This is a genomic window from Cytobacillus sp. EB106-05-05-XG126 (genome assembly GCF_058791715.1).
Genome location: NZ_JBYTDU010000002.1, coordinates 25063 through 47713, shown reverse-complemented (window position 1 = coordinate 47713; position 22651 = coordinate 25063). Strand labels below are relative to the sequence as shown.

The following is a 22651-nucleotide window of genomic DNA, read 5'->3' as shown; positions in this document are numbered from 1 at the left end:
GTCATCACCCTTCTTTAACATATCCTTTAATTATTGAAATGAATTCCGGGCAAACAGATGTTGAAATCGGTGTGCTGCCCAGAATCTCGCCATCTGCGTGGGCAGGGATGGGATGTGAAGAACGAATGCTGATATTTCTGCCCTGCAGGATTGCGACTTCTTTAAATCCTATATGTCTCCCCTTGAAGACAGAGGCAAATACAAACAAAAGTTTAATCCTGGATATATTGTGGACTACCGTAACATTTAGAATTCCATCAAAGGGGTTTGCATCCGGAGAAATCTTCATACCGCCTCCGTAGAATGGCTGATTGGAAATAGTGATAAACCAGGCTGACCTTATTTGATGTTTTTTTCCGTCAATGATGATTTCAAGATCAGAGCATTTATAGAAAAACAGCTCTTTTATAAGAAAGAGAGCGTATACAAATTTGCCCAGAGAAAGCTGATTCAAGATACCCTTGATCTTTGAACTGTTTACTTTCCGGGAAATCAGTGCATCAAATCCTGCACCCATATTATTAATAAAATATGTTGTTTTCCCATCTGTGTGTCTAATCATTCCGATATCGCCCTTCACAGCATGACTAATTCCCTTAAGTATTGCGGTTAAAGATTCCTCCGGGTCTTTAGGGATATCAAAGCCCCGCGAGAAGTCGTTCCCGGACCCTCCCGGAATAAACCCGACAGTCACATTCTGATGACCCGCCGCGCCATTCATCACTTCATGAACCGTTCCGTCTCCGCCCACAGCAACAAGATACAACCTTTGTCCGCCTGCCTGTTCTATATAAATCTTTGCCAATTCCCTGGCATGGCCGCGGTATTCTGTCCTGACGGCAGAGTAAGAGATATTTTCCTCTTGCAGCTTCTGCTCAACCTTTCCCCAGACTTTCAGGCAATAACCATTTTTCGCCTGCGGATTAATAATGAACATAAGTGGATTATCCCCGTGGAACGTTTCAGGATTCATTCCGATTCTCCCACTCCAGTCTTTTGACTGATGCAGTCTGGCAATATTGAAGCAGTGCCTGTGCTCCTTTTAATTGAGCATGCTTGAGGGGAGAACGCTGACTTCTCATTGCCTGAAACCATTGATCATAGGTCCTTTTCTCGACCAGCTGTACATCTGCCGGTGCTGCAGGATAATCAATATAGCCATTTCGCGTAAGTACAGCTTTTTTAACCGGCAATTCAATAGAATGAATTTCAAATATTTTCCGGATAATTTTTTCTGTTCTATTTAATGCAAGCAGCGGATTCAGGACTTTTTTTTCTTCCCCTTTTCCCTTTTTTGTCCAGAATCTATCCCTTGAACCTGTGAATACCGCTGAATCTTCCTGCTCCAAAAAGCTGATGCACCATACCTCTGTCGGTCCTATGACAATAATTTCTGTTTCAACAGGAGCCCTTTTCAATAAAAAGATCGGATTATACATGACAAGATACGTATCCGGATATCTCTGCAGAAAATATTTTAGCTTTTCATCATAATAGTAGTGCTTCTCGGGAAAGGATTTTTCCGTTAGTGTGGAGGTTGCCCATTTCATCTGGAACCGGTAAAGCTGGTCCAGAAACTGGTGTTTTAGATTCTCTATTGTTTCTGGACGTACAGCAAACCAGGCTTCAAATTCAAGCACATCTTCCTCCTTTTTCACTTTATTTTCGACAGGATCATATTGCTCAAATTCTTCATTCCTGCCCCTTTTTAATAACCCCTTTATTTTTTCCATCAGCGGCTCTTTTTCTACATCGGACCAGTCCGCTGTGCCCGAAGTATCATGCTGCGCGGGTCGAGGGGTAAAGGATTCATTTGATTCCCACGTTTTATGCCATTTATCCCACTGCTGTTTTTTCAGCCTGACAAAACGGGAAGGATATACAAAAATGTCCTGCTGGTAACGTGATACATAATCCTGCAATTTAATTAACTGTCCCATTCTCCTAGCCCTGCTTTCGTAAATAACTTTCTATCTATCATTTACTGTTTAAGTATGTAATTATTTTATTCCGCCAAAAGCGGAAAGATGGCAATACTTTCATATTTCGGCGATTTATCCAGATGAGTTTGATATAGAACAACTTCTGAAGCTTCAAACTCGAGGTGCCCGTCTTTAAAAGGACTGTTAGCATCGAGCAGACTTTGCTGAAATGGACCTGTACCGGCCCATTTTCTTGCCATGGTTATATGAGGCTTAAACGGTCTTGTCTCCAACTTAAAGCCAGCTTCCTGACAGGCTGAATATACTTTCAATCTTAAGTCTTGAAGATGTTTGTCCTGCTGTGTTCCACACCAGAAAATTCTTGGCGCTTCTTGTTTTCCGAATACGCCAAGTTTGCTGATGTACAGCGGAAAAGTCTTTTCGTTTCTGATGGAATCAGCGATAAGCCCGGATGCTTTCTGCAGTTTTTCTTCGGGGGCCGATCCAAGGAATGCTAAAGTAATATGATAATCTTCATGGTGAACCCAGCGGCTAAAAGGCAGTTTGAGACTTACACATTCCATATATTCCTTTAACTTTTCCTTTGTTTCATCAGGCAATTTCACCGCAAAGAAAAAATGAGCATTCATTTGTTTGGACACTTGATATTCCTCCATATTTCCACTTATTTTAACAAACATCTGTTGAAATTGGCAGATAGTTTCTGTTTGTCCTCTTATTTTTGTCATCCATCCAATTCCTTTTGATTTGATTGGAATAGTCTGTTTTAGTATGATGGATATATTACGGATAGATTTAGATTTCCTTTATCAGGATGAAAATAAACAAATGGACATAAAATAACAAAGATAATAGTTCTATATATTAAACTTCCTTGTTATTAAATAAGGCTCTTTTCGTATATATTGTTGTTTTTGGCCTATCAATGTTGTCCGTTGATTTCCGCTCCAGGCTGCTCGCTTTCCGCGGGGCGGGCGGTGAGCCTCCTCGACGCTGCGCGTCTGCGGGGTCTCACCTGCCCCGCTACTCCCGCAGGAGTCTCGCACCTTCCGCTGCAATCAACTCAGTAAATAAGATACAAAAAGCAACACCTTTAGAAAACAGCCATAAATAAAGTCATATTTGAAAGGGAGAGTCAGATGAAAGTTGTCAACAATCTTTCGGACTTAATTGGAGATACACCACTTGTGAAATTAAATAAGCTGGCACCTGAAAATGGCGCAAGCATTTATGCAAAGCTTGAATTCTACAATCCAAGCCGCAGTGTAAAAGACCGCGCGGCATATAATATGATTATCGAAGCGGAGAAAGCAGGCAAATTAAAACCTGGTTCAACCATCATTGAACCAACAAGCGGAAACACCGGCATCGGGCTGGCAATGAATGCAGCAGCACGCGGCTATAAGGCCATTCTGGTTATGCCTGATACTATGACGGCAGAGCGCATCAACCTTTTAAAAGCATATGGAGCAGAAGTTGTCCTGACTCCTGGAGATGACAAAATGCCCGGTGCTATTAATAAAGCAAATGAACTGGCTAAGGAAATTCCAAACAGCTTTGTGCCAATGCAATTTGAAAATAACGCTAACCCTGATGCGCACCGCCACTCAACTGCCATCGAAATTATTGAGGCTATGAAGGAAATCGGCAAACCACTGTCTGCCTTCGTTGCCACGGCAGGTACGGGCGGCACGATTACCGGCACAGGTGAAGTTCTGAAAGAGCATTATACGGGGGTGGAAGTGCATGTAGTGGAGCCAAAAGGCTCGCCCGTCCTATCAGGCGGAAAGCCTGGCAGGCACAAGCTTGTCGGCACAAGTCCCGGATTTGTTCCGGAAATTCTCAATACGGATGTTTATGATGAAATCCATCAAATCAAAGATGAAGAAGCATATGATACCACACGCAGAATGGCAAGAGAAGAAGGGATATTAGTCGGTCCATCCTCAGGAGCTGCCTGCTATGCCGCCATCCAGGTTGCAAAAAGGCTAAAGCCGGATGATGTTGTCGTATTCATCGTCTGCGATACCGGAGAAAGATACCTTTCAAGCGATCTGTTTCAGTTTGAATAAGCTAAGGTAAAAGACCCCAGGAAATATTCCTGGGGACTTTCGTTTAAGAATTATCTAATTTTAACCGTCAAGCTGCCGCACTGTTTTTCAATAGCCTCTTCAAAAAAGTTCTGTAATTTATTTGTGATGGGACCAGGACTTCCATTACCAACCGGCTTTCCTTCAATCTCGATAATCGGAGTAACTTCAGCTGAGGTGCTGGACATAAAGACTTCATCTGCTGCCAGCAAATCTTCCTTAATAAAAGCTGATTCTTTAAGTGCTATTCCATTTTCCCTGCAGATCTCATTGATCTTGCGGCGGGTAATGCCATTTAAGATCAAATTTGTTGCAGGGTGTGTATAAAGTGTTCCATCCTTTACAATGGCTATATTAGAAGAACTTCCCTCAGTCACCGTATCTCCGCGATGCTGAATGGCTTCAAAACAGCCGGATTGGGCTGCTTTTTGCTTCGCCATGATGTTGCCCAGCAAATTCAGGCTCTTTATATCACATCGCAGCCAGCGGATGTCTTCAATCAGAATAGCTTTAACTCCATTTCTCATTGATTCAACCGGCCTAGTGGTTTCACGGGTATAGGCGGTAAGCACCGGTGCAACATCTGCACCAGGATATGCATGATTTCTAGGAGACGTCCCCCTGGAAAATTGCATATAAACAATACCCAGTTCAAGATTATTTCTATCAATCATTTCTATAAGCATCTGTTTAAGCTGATCCTTGGAATAAGGAATGTTCAGCTCTATTTTATTGCCGCTTTCAAGAAGCCTTTCAAGATGCTCATCTGCTGTAAACATTTTTCCGTTATAGACGCGGATTACTTCATAGACGCCATCACCAAATTGATAACCGCGATCCTCAATATCGACTTTCGCTTTTGAACGTTCGATCAAATTACCATTCAAAATGACATATTCCATTTCCCGACACTCCCTGTATATGATTTGTATGTCTATCTGTCAGCTGTATTTAAAACCTTTCAGCCATCCTATCAGGTTTCAAGGTTATTTCGCAAGTTCATAAATCGCCTGTGCATAAATGGCTGCAGCCTTTAACAAATCCTCAATAAACATATATTCATCTTTTTGATGTGCGACATCTTCCCTGCCTGGGAAGAGCGGGCCAAATGCAACTCCTGATTTCAATGAGCGTGCATATGTCCCCCCGCCAATGGATAAAAGCTCTGCCTTTTCGCCAGTCTGCTGTTCATATACTTTTTTCAGTGTTTGAATCAAAACATCATCTTCTTCCACATGATGAGGCTTGGCATCTGAGAAATTCTCCAATCTGAAATGTTCGTTTTCGATTAGAGACTCAAGCTTGTTTTTCGTTTCTCCCATATCATTTGTAACGGGATAGCGTACATTAAAGCCTAAGCGGCCGCCATTTTCCTTCGTATATGAAAGTTTGCCTACATTGATGGTTAAGTCGCCTGTAATATCATCCGTGCAGGCGATGCCAAGCTTTCTTCCTCTGGAATCATCACATAAGTATTGTGATACAAACTGAAAATATTGGCATGCCTTCTCATCCAGCTGAAGAGAAGCCAGGAATGATGCCATCAGTATACCGGCATTTTTCCCATTATCAGGCTCCATCCCATGTGCTGAGATTCCCTGGAGTTCGAGTATCAGCTCGCCATTATCTATGTAATACTTGCCTTCAAGCTCTGTCTTTTTCAGGAAATTAATATACCTTTGCACCACTTCAGTATGTTCAAGGTGAACCACAAGACTGGCTTTTGCAAAATCAGGAACCATGTTATATCTTCTTCCTGCCTGGAAATAGACAACCTCTGCCAATACTTCTCTGTCTGCTTCTTCGTTGTATCCAGTTTGGACAAGATCAAAATCAGAGATGCCTTTTTCAGCATAAATAATTGGGAAATCTGCATCCGGAGCAAATCCAATTGAAGGCATTTCTTCGTGTTTGAAATAATGCTCCACACAGCGCCAATCGCTTTCTTCATCTGTTCCGATAATCATTCGGACCCGTTTGCTTAAAGGCAGCTCTAATTCCTTCACAATTTTCATGGCGTAATAAGCAGCCATCGTTGGGCCTTTGTCGTCAATCGCCCCTCTGGCAAAGATCTTTCCATCGCGAATCTCTGCACCAAACGGGTCGCTTGTCCATCCATCTCCTTCCGGAACCACGTCAACGTGACAAAGTACTCCAACAATTTCTTCGCCTTCGCCGAATTCCAGATGACCAGCCAGGCTGCCGACATTTTTTGCAGTGAATCCATCCTTTTCACCAAGTGCAAGCATGAAATCGAGCGCTTCTTTTACACCTTCACCAAGGGGAGCATCATCTGTTGCATTCTCTTCGTCCAGCAGACTTCTGATTCTCAAAAGGTTTTGAGTATCCTTTATTAATTCATCTTTTCTCTTATTAACCTCTTTTTGCCAATCCAATACGTTCATACAGTTGCCTCCTTAACTTGAACATTTATGATTTCCCCATTATAACCCATTTTGTCCGCCTTTTGCTTATGGGATAGTTTAATGAAACATACATTTATTATGCATCAGGAAAGCTGAACCTCGCCAAGATGAGCGTTGAGGCGCTTAAAAACAGCCCTAAGAGTAAAATGGCGATGAGGAAAAGGGCTAAGACAGTCCTATTTCTCGCAGTAAAGTAAAAATCCTTTTCACTGTATTTTTTAGTAAAGGGGTGAGTCATAATGGCTTTATCCCAAGTAAGGGAGAGCCAGGAATACATCAGGAAAAGAAAGACACCTGATACAATCACCTTTATCCATAGAGGCGGTATAAGAAGAATGCCGGCAGCGCTCACGGAAATAATTTGAAAATAACTGAAAATATACGAGGGGTTTCGAATAAAAATCTTTAAAAATAATTCCGCCAGTCCCGTTATAGGTGTTCTCTTATTAAAGATTCTTCTGGAGTTTCTGAATAATAGCGGTTTTGTCCGCATTGAAACAACTGGCTTTTCCAGATCAGGAGCCATCATAAATATCCATTTTATATACTTTGTTTTTTCTTCTTGTTCAAGCATAACCTCAAATTCTAAGGCTGAGATTTTTTTCAGCAGCCGGGAAGCTCTTATTAGTGCACCTAAAAGCAGCAATGCTGATGCAATTATAACCGGAAATTCTGCACCGATAGACCAGAGTGAATATACAAGCTGGCAGAACCAGCTTAAGAGTACAAACAGCACAAAGGTGATCACATATCTTTTTAATTTCCCTTCAATCCTTTTCAAAAAATAAGAAACTATCATAATAGACCATTTCAGTGAGATGAAAAAGAGCAGGAAGACAGCAATTTGGCTCCATTCCAAAAGATATCTATTCTTTAAAAAGGGAAGAAAAACAGCAATCATTGCTGCTGTACCCATTGCTTGAAAAAATAGTGAGTAAACAAATCCCCATTTTCTCATTCCCATAAAGAGGGTCTTATTTTTTACCAGAAATACCTTATCTGCCTCTAATACAAATGGACGGAAATTTCCCATCCATGAAAAAATATAGAACAGAAAGAATAGGAGAAACAATGGCAGGCCAGCCATCCACTCCGGAGTTTCCAGCCACCAGGAGCGATAGATCATTCCAAAGATGACAGTTCCCGGAACAATGAGATAGACCATGATGGTCCAATCTGCAATGGAACGGAAAATACCAAACTGATAACTCCAGCTGTTTATTAGCCTTCTGAGAAAGAGAGAGTTACTTTTCATTGCGGTTCCCCTCTGCGATCTGATGAAAACATTCATAAAGTGACCCAGCAGGAAGACCGCATTGCCGCCTGATATCAGATAATGTGCCTGAAGCCTTCAACTGCCCCTCATGCACAATTAAGAAGCGGCTGCATACTTTCTCTGCCGTATCCAGAACATGCGTGGACATGAGAATGCCTGCGCCTCTTTGCCTTTCCCGATCAATTGATTCCAGAAACAGTTTCATTGCATTAGGATCCAGCCCAATAAACGGTTCATCAATGATATAGACATCCGGATTGGCAATCATCGCAAGAATCAGCATAGCCTTTTGCTGCATTCCTTTTGAATAAGTCCCGGGAAACTTGTGAGCATGTTCAGACAGGTTATACTCTTTTAAGAGCTCCTCTGCGTTCTTCTTATAATGTAATTCCTGCAATCCTTCCACTGCCGCTGTAAAATCCAGGTGTTCCCACAGTGTCAGCTCATCGTAAAAAATAGGCCGTTCCGGGATATAGGAATATTTCACTCCCTGCTTAAATTCCACTGCTCCCTTTTTATGCTCCATTAATCCCAGAATCGTTTTTATCGTTGTACTTTTTCCAGCACCGTTTGGTCCAATAAGGCCGATTAATTCCCCATCCTGTAAATCAAATTGAATATTATGTATGATCGGTTTTTCATTTTCATAGCCTGCTGATGCAATTTCAACGTTTAATAGCTTCATTTTCTCTCCTCCTGACTATACATACGAATATCACTGGAAAAAGTTTGCACTAATTTAATATATTTTAAGCCATAAAAAAACTGCCCTTCAAAGAGGCAGTTTTTTTATGGCTGGAGGATTTCCATTAATTCTATATTTTCAAAGTCCTTTGCGTAATCATAGGCTGTATAGCCCTCGGCATCTTTCACAGCGGGATCAGCACCATACTCCAGAAGCAGCGCAGCCATTTCAATATCCTCATTGAACACCGCACTCATTAAAGGAGAGGTTTGATAGTTATCGATCACATTAGGGTTAGCCCCACTTTCGAGCAGAAGAACAGCGCTGTCATACTGGCCATAAGAAACAGCCCAATGTAATGCAGTAGTGCCGTCTGCATCCGTTTCCTCCATATCCGCGCCATCAGTCAATAATGTGTGAACCATGTCAGTATCATTTTCGCTCGCTGCGTTCATTAGTGCAGTGGCACCTTCAATCCCCATAACCGTTTCAGTCCATAAATCCATTTTTTCAAGTGTTTTAAAACCAAACCAGAGTCCTCCGGATAAAATCGTCAAAGACAGGACTGACACTGCTGCTCCAATCCAAACTCTGCCCTTCGGTTCTTTTAATTCAACTGTAGTTTCATTGGCAAAAATTTTCGATAGGGCATATATTCTTTTTGGCAAGTGCGGATGCGTGGATAGTTTTTCATTCAGCCAGACAAAAAATCCGGTTTCTGTTTGAAGCTGCTCCATATATGCCTGTTTATTGACCTTAGGATAAAGGTCTTTTCCAATGGCAAGCATGGTTAAAGCATCCCTTGATGCTTCAAAAGATTTTATATAAAAGGCAGCATAACGATCACATGTATACTCGCATGCTCTCAGGTACGCATTCCCCAGGAATGGAACCCACATAGCAGGAAGGAGCAGGAGACTTATGATAACATGTTTTCTTTTTAAATGAGCGAACTCATGGGCCAGGACGAACAGCACTTCCTTTTCAGCTCCCCGCTCAACCAGCTCAAAAATACCAGAATATAAGACAACCATATTTCTTCTGAAAAATCTGGTGGCAAAGGCATTTAGAACCCCTTCAGACTCAATTACGTAAATATCCGGCAAATCCTGTAAACCCATTTCCTTCGCAGTCATTACTGCTTTTTCATAAATCTCCGGAAACTGTTTCTCACTTATTCTTACCCCGTTTCTTCTGATGCCGCCCATCATAATCCCATGGAACAAGAGAGATACAAGGATCAAAGTTGAAATAATAACAATCCCAATAATAGAAAATGCGAGAAAAATATAAGACACAATACTAAATAAGGCAACAAATGCAAAATAAATGCTTTCCTTCGGGTATACCAGGCGATCTCTCAGAGTGTGAGCTTCCATAACTTTTCTTCCTTTCAATCTTATAAAGTGAAACTTCAATCAGTGGGGGGCTTTATCCCCCACTGATTGTTAGTTGAACCAATCGGGCCTTTACGGGCAGTTTGACCCCCACTTATCCTCCATTGATTCCGCTGAGTCTGAAGTGGGGGTCTTACTGCCCGTTAGACTGCGATAAAGTGAAACTTCAATCAGCGGGGGGTTCCTTATCCCCACTGATTGTTAGTTGGGGCCCATAGGAAGTGGGTCACAAAGACGTTGCCACAGGACAAGAGCAACGGCAGCGATACTTCGCACGACCGAAAGCGTTAGCTTTTGGGAGGATGTGGCGTTCTTAGTCTTTGTCCTTCTTCGGGCCTTTACATTATAAAGCGAGGCGACTTGCCCAGGGGTGACAAGCGAGCCCCTAGGAGCCGCAGCTGGATTGGGCAGTTTGACCACCACTTACCCTCCTTTGATTCCGCTGAGTTTGAAGTGGGGGTCTTACTGCCCGTTAGACTGCGATAAAGTGAAACTTCAATCAGTGGGGGGCTTTATCCCCCACTGATTGTTAGTTGAACCAATCGGGCCTTTACGGGCAGTTTGACCCCACTTATCCTCCATTAATTCCGCTGATTTTGAAGTGGGGGTCTTATTGCCCGTTAGACTGCGATAAAGTGAAACTTCAATCAGTGGGAGGGGCTTTATCCCCCACTGATTGTTAGTTGAACCAATCGGGCCTTTACGGGCAGTTTAACCCCACTTATCCTCCATTAATTCCGCTGAGTTTGAAGTGGGGGTCTTACTGCCCGTTAGACTGCGATAAATATACCAATTGATTATAATCAAAAAACAAATTTTAGGATATAGGGAAATTGTAGAGCATATTTTAGAATTTTCTGTACATATTACAAGCCCCTTCTGCCATAAGGTATAGTAATAATGTCTTTTCGCATCGAAGTTTAATTACAGAAATTTAGGGAATTAAACATACATTAAAAAAGGGGGGAACGCAAAGACTAAAAAAGAAGCACCATTATAAATATTTTGTAAAATTATAGCCTTGAAGTAGAAATAATCAGATAATAGCGTTACAATATAGTCAGAGGTATGACATCTTGACTAAAAACCAGAGTATAAAGGGGTTGTCTGGGGAAAAGAAAACTACATACGATTGAAGGTTAACCTTCAATGTAGCTGTCGGTTGCAGAAAATTGCCATGGGGTTTGAAAAAAGGATAGGGAGTGGTTTTTTGAAACCTTCGACTAACCGGATGTTAAACCGTGTAAAATCCGTCTACATGTTTATAAGTAAGCGCGGAACTGTAACAACTCAGGAGCTTGTAGAGGAATTTGGCATCACTCCTCGCACCATTCAAAGAGATTTAAATGTCCTCGCCTACAATGACTTGGTTAAGAGTCCGAGCAGAGGCAAATGGACTATTACTCAAAAGAAAGTAAAGATGTCATCTTAATACTCAAAGCAAAAACAGCATAATAAATAAAAAATCGCCCTGCTCTCAGGGCGATTTTTCTGTCTTATCCCACTTCATAATTCATCAGCTTATCAAGCTCTTCTTCCGTCAATTCCCGATATTCTCCCAATTCCAATGTCTCATCCAGCTCGAGCGGGCCCATGGAAAGTCTCTTTAAGTAAATGACTCTTTTTCCTACAGCTTCGAACATCCTTTTCACTTGATGGAACTTGCCTTCTGTTATTGTTAATTCTATATCAGAGGTGATGCCGGACTTAAGAATTTTTAATGTCCCAGGCTTAGTTTCATAGCCATCATCCAATATAACCCCTTTTTGAAATGCGGCTATATCCTCTGCTGTAACTTCACTGTCTATGACTGCAAAATAGGTTTTGGGGACATGTTTTTTGGGTGAAAGCAGGCGATGGGACAGCTGGCCATCATTCGTCAGAAGCAAAAGCCCTTCTGTATCCTTATCGAGACGCCCTACCGGAAAAGGAGAAAACACAAGGTCTTCCATTTCGAGCAGGTCCACCACGGTCTCAGATTGTGAGTCCTCGGTTGCGGAAATGACGCCAGGCGGTTTGTTCATCATTAAATAAATGAATTCCTTGTATTCAACTTTTTCGCCGTTGATGACAACGGCATCCTGTTCAGGATCCACATGGTGTTTTGGATCCTTTACTTTCTCATCATTAACGGTTACTGCTCCATCTTTTAATAGCTTTTTAACATCCTTGCGGCTGCCGTAGCCGAGATTGGCGAGCATTTTGTCTATTCTCATAATGACCCTCCATATTAATCAAATTTACCCCAATTTTGTTTTAAGTCCATTAGTAAAATACCTTAAATATTCTGCCCGTTGATTTCAGCACGGGTCACTTGCTTTCCGCGGGGCAGGCGGTGAGCCGCCTCGTCGCTTGGCGCCTGCGGGGTCTCACCTGTCCCGCTGCTCCCGCAGGACATTGAATAAACTTCCTCGACTGAACATCGCAGGAAGAAAATGCGCAAGCATTTTCGAGGATCAAGTACCCACAGCGAAGATCAACTCAGTGCTTTGGTAAAAAGCAACTAAAATAAACCCTAGGAATTCTTTAGAAAAGGCCCCCATCATGGAGACCTTTTATTTTTTATGCTTTCAGTCTTAATTTCTTCAGCATTCTATCAACCCTTGATCCGAACAGGAGATAGATTAGTTTTGTTCTGAAGCTTAGGTAGAAATAAACTCCGGCTCCTGCTGCTGCGCAGATGATGACAATAATTACTGCCCCGACACTGGATGCAGGCGATAAGAAGCTGGTGGTTATTTGATAAACCAAGCCTGCAGCAATGTACATGCATGCAGTAAATAATACAATCAGCATACCGCGTCTTAAAACAAGCTTAAATGGATATTTGGCATATGTTTTTATGACATAAAGGTTAATTAAGATCGCCGCAATATAGCCAAGCGCTGTTGCAAAAACGGCTCCCTGTGTTTCGAACAGTTTTATGAGCGGAATATTCAATGACAGCTTTACAAGCAGGCCTGTCAGCAAACTCAAAATTGTGAAGCGCTGTTCATTGATTCCCTGCAGAATGGCTGCTGTTACCGAAAAATAAGCAAAGAGAATCGCCACCGGTGCATAAGTTCTCAACACTTCAGTACCCAAATCTTTATGCTCATAGAATAGGGTAAAAACGGGCTCTGCAAGCAGGGACAAACCTGCCACGGCAGGAAGAGTCAGAAATAAAAGCACCTGGAACGTCTGGTTCAGCTGGCGGTTTAGGTCTGCCCGATCTTCTTCCATAAATGCTTTCGTCACACTCGGCACAAGCGTCAGCGAGAAGGCTGTGGCAAGTGAGACAGGAATGATGACCAGCTTATGGGTCTCAAAGTTCAGGACAGAAAATGCTGCTACAGCATTGCCTGCTTCGCCAATAGCATCCATCGCTCTTGTAAATGTAATCTGATCAATAAACTGAAAGAGCGGATTTGCAAGACCTACAAACACAAAAGGTGCAGCATAAAGAATGATTTCTTTATATATCTCCTTGAGAGAGATGTCCACTGTTCCTTTATCTTCTTCAAGCATTTTATCCAAATGCGGCTTGCGCTTATACCAATACCAGAATAAGACCCCGAGACTTCCGAGTCCGCCAATAAAAGCTGCGAAAGTGGCGACACTGATTGCTGCAGTGAGCGAGCCTTCCATCACATTTAAGACCACATATGCACCTGCAAGCACAAACAGGATGCGGACAATCTGCTCCACCACCTGTGAAACCGCTGTAGGCCCCATTGACTGATGCCCCTGGAAAAATCCTCTTATCAGACTCATGAAGGGAATAATAATCAGGGCAAATGATACCGCTCTGATTACGGTTGTTACATCTTCAACACTTACCTCCACATCTTTCCCTGCCAGGGTCATTTCGGCAACAGCCGGAGCAAGGAAGAACAGGATCAGGAAGGAGATGACTCCGCTTGCCGTCATGATCACCAAACCTGACTTGAACAGCTTTCTGCCGACAGCATACTCCTCTATTGCATTATATTTAGAGATAAACTTTGAAACTGCCAGCGGAACCCCTGCAGTTGCGATACTAATAAAGATTGTATAAGGTGTATACGAAAAGGAATAAAGGGCTGTCCCTTCCTTCCCGACTATTTGATAAAAAGGAATAACATAAAACAAACCAAGAACCTTCGAGATAATGGTGCCAAGCGTAAGGATGAAGGTTCCCTTTATAAGCTTAGATGACATATAATCCCTTCCTTAAAAAACTGCAGCATACAAACTATAAAAGTATATGAATGCCAAAGCTAAGTTCGTCATTTTTCTATCTTTTTAGACACACTATTTGTAGTGTACTCTTCTTGCCGGGGAAATTCCACTTGCAATACCGTATAATGAGGGATTATTTTTAGAAATAGGATATTTGATTTATAATGAATCTATTGTTTACTTAGCGAATTTAGATAAGTTGGTGAAACCATGAAATATGATGTAATAGTGATAGGCGGAGGTCCTTCGGGATTGATGGCAGCAATCGGTGCTGCGGAAAAGAAGGCAAAGGTCCTTCTCATTGACAAAGGAAACAAGCTTGGAAGGAAGCTTGCCATTTCCGGTGGAGGCCGGTGCAATGTCACAAACAGGCTCCCAGTAGATGAAATCATTAAGCATATCCCCGGCAATGGGAGATTTTTGTATAGTGCATTTTCCATCTTCAGCAATGAAGATATTATCCGCTTCTTTGAGAATTTGGGAATTGAACTGAAAGAGGAAGATCATGGGCGAATGTTTCCCGTTACCGACAAAGCGCAATCGGTTGTTGATGCCTTAATTTCAAGGCTGAAGGAACTGAAGGTCGATATCAAAACAGACAGCCCGATCCAGGATGTTCACTATGAAAATGGCAGGGTGAAATCGGTAGAATTAAAAACAGGCGTTGTTTATGAAGCACACTCTGTTGTGATAGCCGTCGGTGGAAAGTCAGTTCCCCACACCGGCTCAACCGGTGACGGCTATGCATGGGCAGAAAAAGCAGGCCATACAATTACAGAGCTTTTTCCAACTGAAGTGCCGCTTACTTCTTCTGAAAGCTTTATTAAAGAAAAAACTCTGCAGGGCTTGTCGCTGCGGAGTGTGGCACTTAGTGTGTTAAACCCTAAAGGAAAAGCGCTCATCACCCATCGGATGGATATGATCTTCACTCATTTCGGCATTAGCGGTCCGGCCGTTCTGCGCTGCAGCCAGTATGCGGTGAAAGCGATGAAGAAATGGAATATAAAAGAAGTAACCATGAACCTGGATGTTTTGCCTGATACAAAGGAAGAACCTCTATTTCAGGAAGTTTCCAAAAAGATAAAAGAAGAACCAAAGAAAATTATTAAAAACCTCTTAAAAGGAATGCTTCCGGAAAGGTATCTTCTTTTCCTCCTTGAGCAGAATGACATTGATCCATCTGCACAAGGGGCTGCTATTTCCAATGAAAAAATCAGAAGCTTTGTTAAAGGCTGCAAATCTTTTCAGTTTAAAATAAATGGGACTCTGCCTCTGGATAAAGCCTTTGTTACCGGCGGAGGAGTTTCCGTCAAAGAAATTGAACCACAGACAATGGCATCAAAAATGATGGAAGGACTTTTCTTCTGCGGAGAAATTTTGGACATCCATGGCTACACAGGCGGTTACAATATCACTTCGGCACTTGTAACAGGCCGGTTAGCCGGATTAAACGCAGCTGCATCTGCACATACAGTGTAATAAAAATAGAGCCTGATGCTTTAGAGACATCAGGCTCTATATATTACCATGGCAGTAAAACAATAAATCTGTTCGTCTTCATCCTCATGCACAGCTGCCACATTATATTTGATATCCAGAAGTTTTTTCTCCTCAATTTTCTCCAGAAAATGATTCATATCCTTTTCAAGGTCTTTTTCATGCTCATGATCGAATAACTTTACCTTAATCATAGAGTTGTTCCTCCCAGTTTTTTTAATAGTTTGGACAATTTTCGGAATTTTTAAAATAACAAACTAAAAAAAAACGAAGCCTAATTGGCCCCGTTTGTAATTTATTCTGTTTTCCCCTGCCAGTTCAGCATGCCGCCAGCCATATTGCGAACCTTATATCCTTGTTCCTGCAAGTAATGACAAACATTTCCGCTGCGGCCGCCAGAGCGGCAGATAATGATATACTCAGTGTCTTTATCAAATTTATCCAGGTTCTCGGGGATCGTGCCCATGCGGATATGTCTGGCTCCAGGAATCATTCCGGATGCCACCTCTTCATCTTCTCTAACATCTACAAGCTTAAGCTTCTCTCCAGCCTCCAGCTTTTTCTGCAATTCATCAGTGGTAATCTCCTCAATACGGTCCAATCCTAACACCCTTTCCTGAAAACTTTTTAAATAGCACTTTGCATTTACTAATGCTGCCACTCCTATAATACCCTATATGGCACGAAAAAAAAAAATGAGAAGTTTCTTTAACACATATACAAAAAAACCACCCTTGATCAAACAAAGGTGGTTTCATCTCAATATAACTTAATTTGCAACGATGTTTACAAGCTTGCCCGGTACTGCAATGACCTTACGGACAGTTTTTCCGTCAATTTGCTCTTTTACTTTTTCATCACCCATTGCGATTTGCTCCAACAGGTCTTTTTTGGCATCGGCCGGAACCATTAGCTTTGCTTTTACTTTGCCGTTGATTTGAATAACGATTTCGACCTCGTCATCTACCATTTTGGCTTCATCAAATGCTGGCCAGGCTTCATAAGCAATGGACTCATCATGGCCAAATTTTGACCAAAGCTCTTCTGAAATATGAGGAGCGATTGGTGAAAGCATTTTAACAAAACCTTCTGCAAAAGTTTTTGGCAGTACATCTGCTTTATAAGCTTCGTTGATGAATACCATCATTTGAGAAATAGCTGTGTTAAAACGAAGTCCTTCGTAGTCCTCAGTTACTTTTTTCACCGTTTGGTGGTAAACCTTTTCAAGACTGCTGCCTTCTTCAATGTCCTGAATTCTCGGGCTTAATTCACCAGTCTCTTCCACAAACAATCGCCAGATGCGGTCAAGGAATCTTCTTGAGCCATCCAATCCATTTGTAGACCAGGCGATGGAAGCTTCAAGCGGCCCCATGAACATTTCGTATAAACGAAGAGTATCTGCACCATGGCTCTCTACGATTTCATCCGGGTTAACGACATTGCCTTTTGATTTACTCATTTTCTCATTGTTTTCCCCAAGAATCATACCCTGGTTGAATAGCTTTTGGAACGGTTCCTTCGTATGGACAACTCCCACATCGTAAAGGACCTTGTGCCAGAAGCGGGCATATAGAAGGTGAAGAACCGCATGTTCAGCTCCTCCGATATATATATCAACCGGAAGCCATTCTTTTAATTTCTCGGGATCTGCAAGAGCTTCACTATTTTTCGGATCAATATAGCGAAGGTAGTACCAGCAGCTGCCTGCCCATTGCGGCATTGTGTTAGTTTCCCTGCGGCCTTTTTTGCCAGTTTCCGGATCCACAACATTAACCCAATCATCGATGTTGGCTAATGGTGACTCACCAGTACCGGATGGCTTGATCTCCGTTGTTTTTGGAAGCACTAATGGAAGCTGATCTTCTGGCACGGCAGTCATTGTGCCATCTTCCCAGTGGATGACTGGAATCGGCTCGCCCCAATAGCGCTGGCGGCTGAATAACCAGTCACGAAGACGGTAAGTAACCTTCTTGGTGCCGATACCTTTTTCTTCAAGCCAGGCAATCATTTTCTCAATAGCGTCCTCTTTGTTTAATCCATCAAGGAAACCTGAGTTCACATGCTCGCCATCGCCAGTGTATGCTTCTTTATCAACATCTCCGCCGGCAACGACTTCTTTAATAGGCAGATCAAATTGCTTGGCGAACTCATAGTCGCGCTCGTCATGTGCCGGAACCGCCATGATGGCACCTGTTCCATAGCTGACTAAAACATAATCGGCAATCCAGATTGGCATTTTTTCGCCGTTGGCCGGGTTGATCGCGTACGCACCAGTGAAGACACCCGTTTTCTCTTTAGCAAGATCTGTCCGCTCAAGATCGCTCTTGCTCTTTACTTTGTCAATGTAAGCCTGAACTGCTTCTTGCTGCTCCTCTGTTGTGATCTTATCAACAAGCGCGTGCTCTGGAGCAAGTACAGCATATGTTGCACCATATAATGTATCAGGACGTGTTGTGAATACGGTGAATGTGCCATCATTTCCTTCAATATTGAATGTCACTTCAGCTCCTTCAGAGCGGCCGATCCAGTTGCGCTGCATATCCTTAAGGCTCTCTGGCCAATCCAATAAATCAAGATCTTCAAGCAGGCGATCCGCATAAGCCGTAATTTTCAGCATCCACTGTCTCATTGGGCGGCGTTCTACCGGATGGCCTCCGCGCTCGCTTTTTCCGTCGATAACCTCTTCATTTGCAAGTACTGTTCCAAGTGCAGGACACCAGTTAACAGCTACTTCATCGATATAAGCAAGCCCTTTTTCATAAAGCTTTAAGAAGATCCATTGAGTCCATTTATAGTATTCAGGATCTGTTGTGTTTACTTCACGATCCCAGTCATAGGAGAAGCCTAACGCCTTGATCTGGCGGCGGAAGGTGTTGATATTCTGTTCTGTGAATTCTGCTGGGTCATTCCCTGTATCAAGTGCATATTGCTCTGCAGGCAGACCAAATGCATCCCAGCCCATCGGATGAAGGACATTATAGCCCTGCATGCGCTTCATGCGGGAAAGGATATCTGTTGCCGTATATCCTTCCGGGTGGCCAACGTGAAGACCAGCGCCTGAAGGATATGGAAACATATCAAGCGCATAAAATTTGCGCTTGCCTTTATCTTCAGTTGTTTTGAATGTTTTATTTTCTTCCCAGTGGCCCTGCCACTTTTTTTCAATCTCCTGGTGATTGAAACTCATTTTTGTTTCCTCCTATTAATGAAAATAAAATAAAAAAACCTCTCATCCCAAAAAGGGACGAGAGGATTATGTATAAATCTCCCGCGGTACCACCCACATTAGTGAACATGTCACTCGCTTCATTCATCCTTAACGCGGAAAACGGCAAGCATTACTGGTATTTCACACTTGCTGCTCAAAGGCGAGTTCATGATGTGCCCGGCTGACTTGCACCTGCCGTCAACTCTCTTAAAACGGGCGCTGCACCACTACTGCTCCTTATCTAAGCATTTTAGTATAAGAATATGACTATTGTAATAAATTTCCCGCCAGGATGCAAGTAGGCTTATCCTGACAGGAATTTAATACTTAGAATATGCAAGGCTTTTAAAATTGTGCACCATGTTTCATTTTCTTTAGGGCAAAATGTTTACGAAACCATTCAATCATTATTTCAAATCGATCAGATGCGGATGAAAGAGCCATAATAGAATCGCAATGATAGGAAGCGAAACTGCCATAGCAATTCCCGGTTTTTTATAATGCATTCGCAGCATGATGAACATGATGAGATTAAACAGCACAGACCACCAGAAATTCCACCCATTATCATAAACAAACAATCCCTTTTTAGAAAACAAATACTCCAGCACTGAGAAATAAACGATCCACACGCCAGTATAAAAAATCTTTTTCTTTAGATTTTTTTCCGGAAAATAGCGAAGGTAAATCATGACGACGACTGGAATAATCAACAAAGTGAAGGTGATTTCAATAAACGTGTGATTCAGCCAATCCAGCGTAACTGCTCTATAGGCCCATAGGGTATGATTATAAAATAAAAAATTATATAGAAAGTTGGCAATGATATAAAATTGGACAGTTGGATAGTATTCTTTCCATCTTTTCCAATCGACGAATTTCCAGGCAAAAAAAATATAGACAAGTACAACCAATAATAAATACACAATATCTCCACCAATTATCTGCCATCAATTCAGTATCAACAATATACCCATAGTTTCAGAGGTTTTATTCGCATTACTGGACAAGAGAAAAAGAGGGCCATTCTCTGCCCTCTCTAAAGAAATGCTATGCGCATTCTTATCGCAGTCTAACGGGCAGTAAGACCCCCACTTCAAGACTCAGAGGAATCACAAAGGAGGATAGGCGGGGGTCAAACTGCCCAATCTAGCTGCGGCTCCTAGGGGCTCGAGGTCATAAGCCGATCAGCTGTTGGGAAGAAAAGCACTTCCCACCATCTGCTCGACTTATGCTTGTCACCCCTGGGCAAGTCGCCTCGCTTTATAATGTAAAGGCCCGAAAAAAGGACAAAGACTAAGAACGCCACATCCTCCCAAAAGCTAACGCTTTCGGTCGTGCGATGTATCGCTGCCGTTGCTTTCCTTGTCCTGTGGCAACGTCTTTGTGACCCACTTCCTCCCAAAAGCTGTCGCATTTGGTCGTGCGATGCTCATGCTGACGAAGCCTTCCTTGTCCTGTGGGCCTCAACTAACAATCAGCGGGGGATAACCCCACTGATTGAAGTTTCACTTTATTGAACTGTATAGCCTCCATCAATAACTGCCGCCTGGCCCGTAATTCCTTTTGCCGCATCACCGGCCAAAAAAATCGCATAATCTGCAATCTCTTCCACCGTAAGAAGCCTCTTTTGCGGTACTAACGGATAAATGACTTCCTCCAGTGCTTTTTCAATAGGAACATTTCTTGTTTTAGCAAGGTCATTCAGCTGATTTCTTACGAGTGGTGTGTCTACATAGCCCGGACAGATGGCATTAACCGTAATGCCATGTTCAGCAGCCTCCAACGCCGCGACTTTAGTTAAGCCTATAACACCATGCTTTGCACTGTTATATGCAGCCTTGCCTGCAAACCCCACAAGCCCATTGATGGAAGCCATGTTAAGTATCCGGCCAGATTTTTGTTTTTTCATGATTGGCATCGCGTGCTTTATAGCCACGAATGGAGCAGTCAGCATTACTTTGATCATGAATTCAAACTTCTCAGTTGGAAATTCGTCTATAAATGAAACATGCTGCAGCCCTGCATTATTTATCAGCACATCCAAAGCACCGAATCGGCTGACAGTTTCATTAATGGCCGCCTGTATATCTGACTCTGATGTGACATCACATTTTAGCCCAAGCGCTTCAAAACCTTCATTCTGCAGGTTTTCTGCAGCTTTTTTCACGGCAGCTTCCTGAATATCCGTCAGAACAATTCTCGAGCCCTGTTCGGCAAACCTCTTGCCAATTTCATAGCCAATTCCCTGCGCTGCACCAGTGATAAAAACGACTTTATTTTGTACCATGAATAAGCTCCTTTCAAAAACAAAGCCGGGGCCCTGTTTGATGAGCCCCTGCCGAAATTAAATTCCTAATCCGAATGAGAATAATACAATCGCTATGGCTAAACCAATCAGCGGGACAATTACCGTAACAGCAGCCACTGCTCCATATGCTGCCTGGTGGGTTTCACCACAGATTGCCCGTACAGTGGTAACAACATAGCCATTATGCGGCAAAGAGTCGAGAGCTCCGGAAGAAATGGCAACCGTCCTGTGCAGGGCTTCTGCATTAACGCCCATGTCCATATAATGCGGTGCCAGAATTGGCAGTGCGATTGCCTGGCCTCCTGAAGCTGACCCAGTCATCCCGGCGATCACACTTACGGCTATGGCACCACCAATCAGCGGACTGCCAGGAATGCTCGTCATCCAATCAACTGCTGTGGCAAATGCAGGCACTGCTTTTGCTACTCCGCCAAACCCAACGACAGCAGCCGTATTGCCTATAGCAATCAATGCACCTAATGTTCCATCAGACACAGCATTCCAGAAATTAGTGAAATACTTTCGGTTCAATAGATATGTGGCAATGACTCCACCCAGCAAGGCAAGAATAAGTGCAGATTGTGCAAGTGAATCATGAAAAACGAAGGAAATAATTAAAACCACAACTAATGGTACAACACCCATAATTGGATGCGGTAAATCCTTATTTTCTGTTACAGGATCCTGCTTGCGGGATTCAAACGTTTCTCCTTTGTTTACAGCCTTGGTAATCATGCGCTTCAGCCACCAGTAGCCGAAGATCATCATGAACACAGCCACAATTAAGCTGACTTCCCAGCCCGCATATGGAGTTGTTCCTAGGAATTCAATCGGAATCCAGTTTTGAATTTCAGGTGAACCTGCAGAAGTCATCGTAAATGTTACAGATCCAAAAGCCAGTGCTGCAGGGATAAATCTTCTCGGCAGATTTGCCTGCTTAAATAAACTCAACGCCATTGGATATACAGAGAAGGCGACAACGAATAAACTGACTCCGCCATAAGTTAAAATGGCACAGGACGCGACTATGGCAAGAACGGCATATTTCATTCCAAGCTTATCCACGACCATTTTGGATACACTGTCAGCCGCACCGCTATCCTCCATTACCTTTCCAAAAATAGCACCTAATAGGAACATCAGATACCATGATGTGACAAATCCCGAAAAGCCGGACATATAGTTCCCGACCAAGTTGGCCTCTCCTTCTCCTGCCAGCTGCGGAAATAAAGGCATACCGCTAAAAAGAGCTACAAACAGCGCAGATAATGGACCGACCACCAGCAGGTTCATTCCCCGCATCGTCAGGTATATCAGCAGGGCAAGCCCGCCTATTAACCCAATCATACTTAGCATTTCATTTCCCCCTTTGTTTTAAATATAAGAAAATAAACTAGTCACCCCTCCTTTTGCAAACGTTTTCAAAAAAAGATAAAAAAATAACTTCTTGTGAAATGTTATTGCAAGAAGTGTGCCAACAAAAAAATACTTCTGGTAAAGGGAATGGTGAACATTTAATGAATTATTTTTCCGGAAATCTGGAACGGGCAGGGAGCAAGTCCTCCAATTTAATAGAATAGTTTTCTGACAATTCCGTCTAACTAAGGGTTATCAGTAT

At 42.7% G+C, this 22651-nt stretch carries 19 protein-coding genes and 1 other annotated feature; of the genes, 3 read left to right on the top strand and 16 right to left on the bottom strand.

Annotation, left to right across the window (positions count from 1 at the left end; genetic code table 11):
* Positions 1-4: 4 nt before the first annotated feature.
* The 3 genes from AC3WTL_RS10745 to thpR form a co-directional block, all read right to left on the bottom strand.
* The gene (locus AC3WTL_RS10745; RefSeq protein ID WP_252219588.1) at positions 5-973 is read right to left on the bottom strand and encodes a diacylglycerol/lipid kinase family protein; all 969 of its coding nucleotides are present in this window, start codon (positions 971-973) and stop codon (positions 5-7) included.
* A complete protein-coding gene (locus tag AC3WTL_RS10740; RefSeq protein WP_222500178.1) occupies positions 963-1940 on the bottom strand; it encodes a nuclease-related domain-containing protein in 978 nt (325 codons plus the stop codon). The genes AC3WTL_RS10745 and AC3WTL_RS10740 overlap by 11 nt, the downstream gene beginning before the upstream one ends.
* Before the next feature lie 65 nt (positions 1941-2005).
* On the bottom strand, positions 2006-2584 hold the full coding sequence (gene thpR, locus AC3WTL_RS10735; protein WP_222500176.1) for an RNA 2',3'-cyclic phosphodiesterase: 579 nt from the start codon (positions 2582-2584) through the stop codon (positions 2006-2008).
* A gap of 498 nt (positions 2585-3082) precedes the next feature.
* Between thpR and cysK the strand changes: the two genes are divergently transcribed.
* Positions 3083-4015, top strand: coding sequence for a cysteine synthase A (cysK, locus tag AC3WTL_RS10730; RefSeq protein ID WP_222500174.1), 933 nt, complete (start codon positions 3083-3085; stop codon positions 4013-4015).
* 50 nt (positions 4016-4065) lie between these two features.
* On the opposite strand, the gene dat is transcribed toward cysK, so the two are convergent.
* From dat to AC3WTL_RS10705, 5 genes are all read right to left on the bottom strand, one after another.
* Complete coding sequence (gene dat / locus AC3WTL_RS10725) at positions 4066-4935, bottom strand: D-amino-acid transaminase (protein WP_492369411.1); 870 nt, start codon at positions 4933-4935, stop codon at positions 4066-4068.
* 84 nt (positions 4936-5019) lie between these two features.
* Positions 5020-6438 carry a dipeptidase PepV gene (gene pepV, locus AC3WTL_RS10720; protein WP_163142304.1) on the bottom strand — a complete coding sequence of 473 codons (1419 nt, stop codon included), beginning with the start codon at positions 6436-6438 and terminating at the stop codon, positions 5020-5022.
* 97 nt (positions 6439-6535) lie between these two features.
* The gene (locus AC3WTL_RS10715) at positions 6536-7714 is read right to left on the bottom strand and encodes an ABC transporter permease (RefSeq protein ID WP_492369410.1); all 1179 of its coding nucleotides are present in this window, start codon (positions 7712-7714) and stop codon (positions 6536-6538) included.
* Positions 7704-8420, bottom strand: a complete 717-nt coding sequence (locus AC3WTL_RS10710) for an ABC transporter ATP-binding protein (RefSeq protein ID WP_492369409.1) — start codon at positions 8418-8420, stop codon at positions 7704-7706. Before AC3WTL_RS10710 ends, AC3WTL_RS10715 begins: the two co-directional genes overlap by 11 nt.
* Before the next feature lie 104 nt (positions 8421-8524).
* Positions 8525-9799 (bottom strand): M48 family metallopeptidase, encoded by a 1275-nt coding sequence (locus AC3WTL_RS10705; RefSeq protein WP_492369408.1) that lies wholly within the window; start codon positions 9797-9799, stop codon positions 8525-8527.
* A gap of 1228 nt (positions 9800-11027) precedes the next feature.
* Here AC3WTL_RS10705 and AC3WTL_RS10700 point away from each other — a divergent pair.
* A complete protein-coding gene (locus AC3WTL_RS10700; protein ID WP_026041817.1) occupies positions 11028-11249 on the top strand; it encodes a DeoR family transcriptional regulator in 222 nt (73 codons plus the stop codon).
* 64 nt (positions 11250-11313) lie between these two features.
* On the opposite strand, the gene AC3WTL_RS10695 is transcribed toward AC3WTL_RS10700, so the two are convergent.
* Positions 11314-12033, bottom strand: a complete 720-nt coding sequence (locus tag AC3WTL_RS10695) for a pseudouridine synthase (RefSeq protein ID WP_076261890.1) — start codon at positions 12031-12033, stop codon at positions 11314-11316.
* Between the two features lie 346 nt (positions 12034-12379).
* Positions 12380-13996 carry a putative polysaccharide biosynthesis protein gene (locus AC3WTL_RS10690; protein ID WP_197213034.1) on the bottom strand — a complete coding sequence of 539 codons (1617 nt, stop codon included), beginning with the start codon at positions 13994-13996 and terminating at the stop codon, positions 12380-12382.
* A gap of 231 nt (positions 13997-14227) precedes the next feature.
* Between AC3WTL_RS10690 and AC3WTL_RS10685 the strand changes: the two genes are divergently transcribed.
* Positions 14228-15496 (top strand): BaiN/RdsA family NAD(P)/FAD-dependent oxidoreductase, encoded by a 1269-nt coding sequence (locus AC3WTL_RS10685; RefSeq protein WP_252219599.1) that lies wholly within the window; start codon positions 14228-14230, stop codon positions 15494-15496.
* A 29-nt stretch (positions 15497-15525) separates the two neighbouring features.
* On the opposite strand, the gene AC3WTL_RS10680 is transcribed toward AC3WTL_RS10685, so the two are convergent.
* The 6 genes from AC3WTL_RS10680 to AC3WTL_RS10655 form a co-directional block, all read right to left on the bottom strand.
* Complete coding sequence (locus tag AC3WTL_RS10680) at positions 15526-15708, bottom strand: sporulation protein Cse60 (protein ID WP_076261883.1); 183 nt, start codon at positions 15706-15708, stop codon at positions 15526-15528.
* A gap of 101 nt (positions 15709-15809) precedes the next feature.
* The gene (locus tag AC3WTL_RS10675; RefSeq protein ID WP_248348683.1) at positions 15810-16115 is read right to left on the bottom strand and encodes a rhodanese-like domain-containing protein; all 306 of its coding nucleotides are present in this window, start codon (positions 16113-16115) and stop codon (positions 15810-15812) included.
* A 168-nt stretch (positions 16116-16283) separates the two neighbouring features.
* Positions 16284-18701, bottom strand: a complete 2418-nt coding sequence (leuS, locus tag AC3WTL_RS10670; protein WP_252219601.1) for a leucine--tRNA ligase — start codon at positions 18699-18701, stop codon at positions 16284-16286.
* Positions 18702-18751: 50 nt separating this feature from the next.
* Positions 18752-18975: a binding site (T-box leader), on the bottom strand.
* A 154-nt stretch (positions 18976-19129) separates the two neighbouring features.
* Positions 19130-19648, bottom strand: a complete 519-nt coding sequence (locus AC3WTL_RS10665) for a CBO0543 family protein (protein ID WP_048007809.1) — start codon at positions 19646-19648, stop codon at positions 19130-19132.
* A 587-nt stretch (positions 19649-20235) separates the two neighbouring features.
* Positions 20236-21012 (bottom strand): 3-hydroxybutyrate dehydrogenase, encoded by a 777-nt coding sequence (locus AC3WTL_RS10660; protein WP_048007815.1) that lies wholly within the window; start codon positions 21010-21012, stop codon positions 20236-20238.
* Positions 21013-21069: 57 nt separating this feature from the next.
* A complete protein-coding gene (locus AC3WTL_RS10655) occupies positions 21070-22389 on the bottom strand; it encodes a GntP family permease (RefSeq protein WP_048007816.1) in 1320 nt (439 codons plus the stop codon).
* Positions 22390-22651 lie beyond the last annotated feature (262 nt).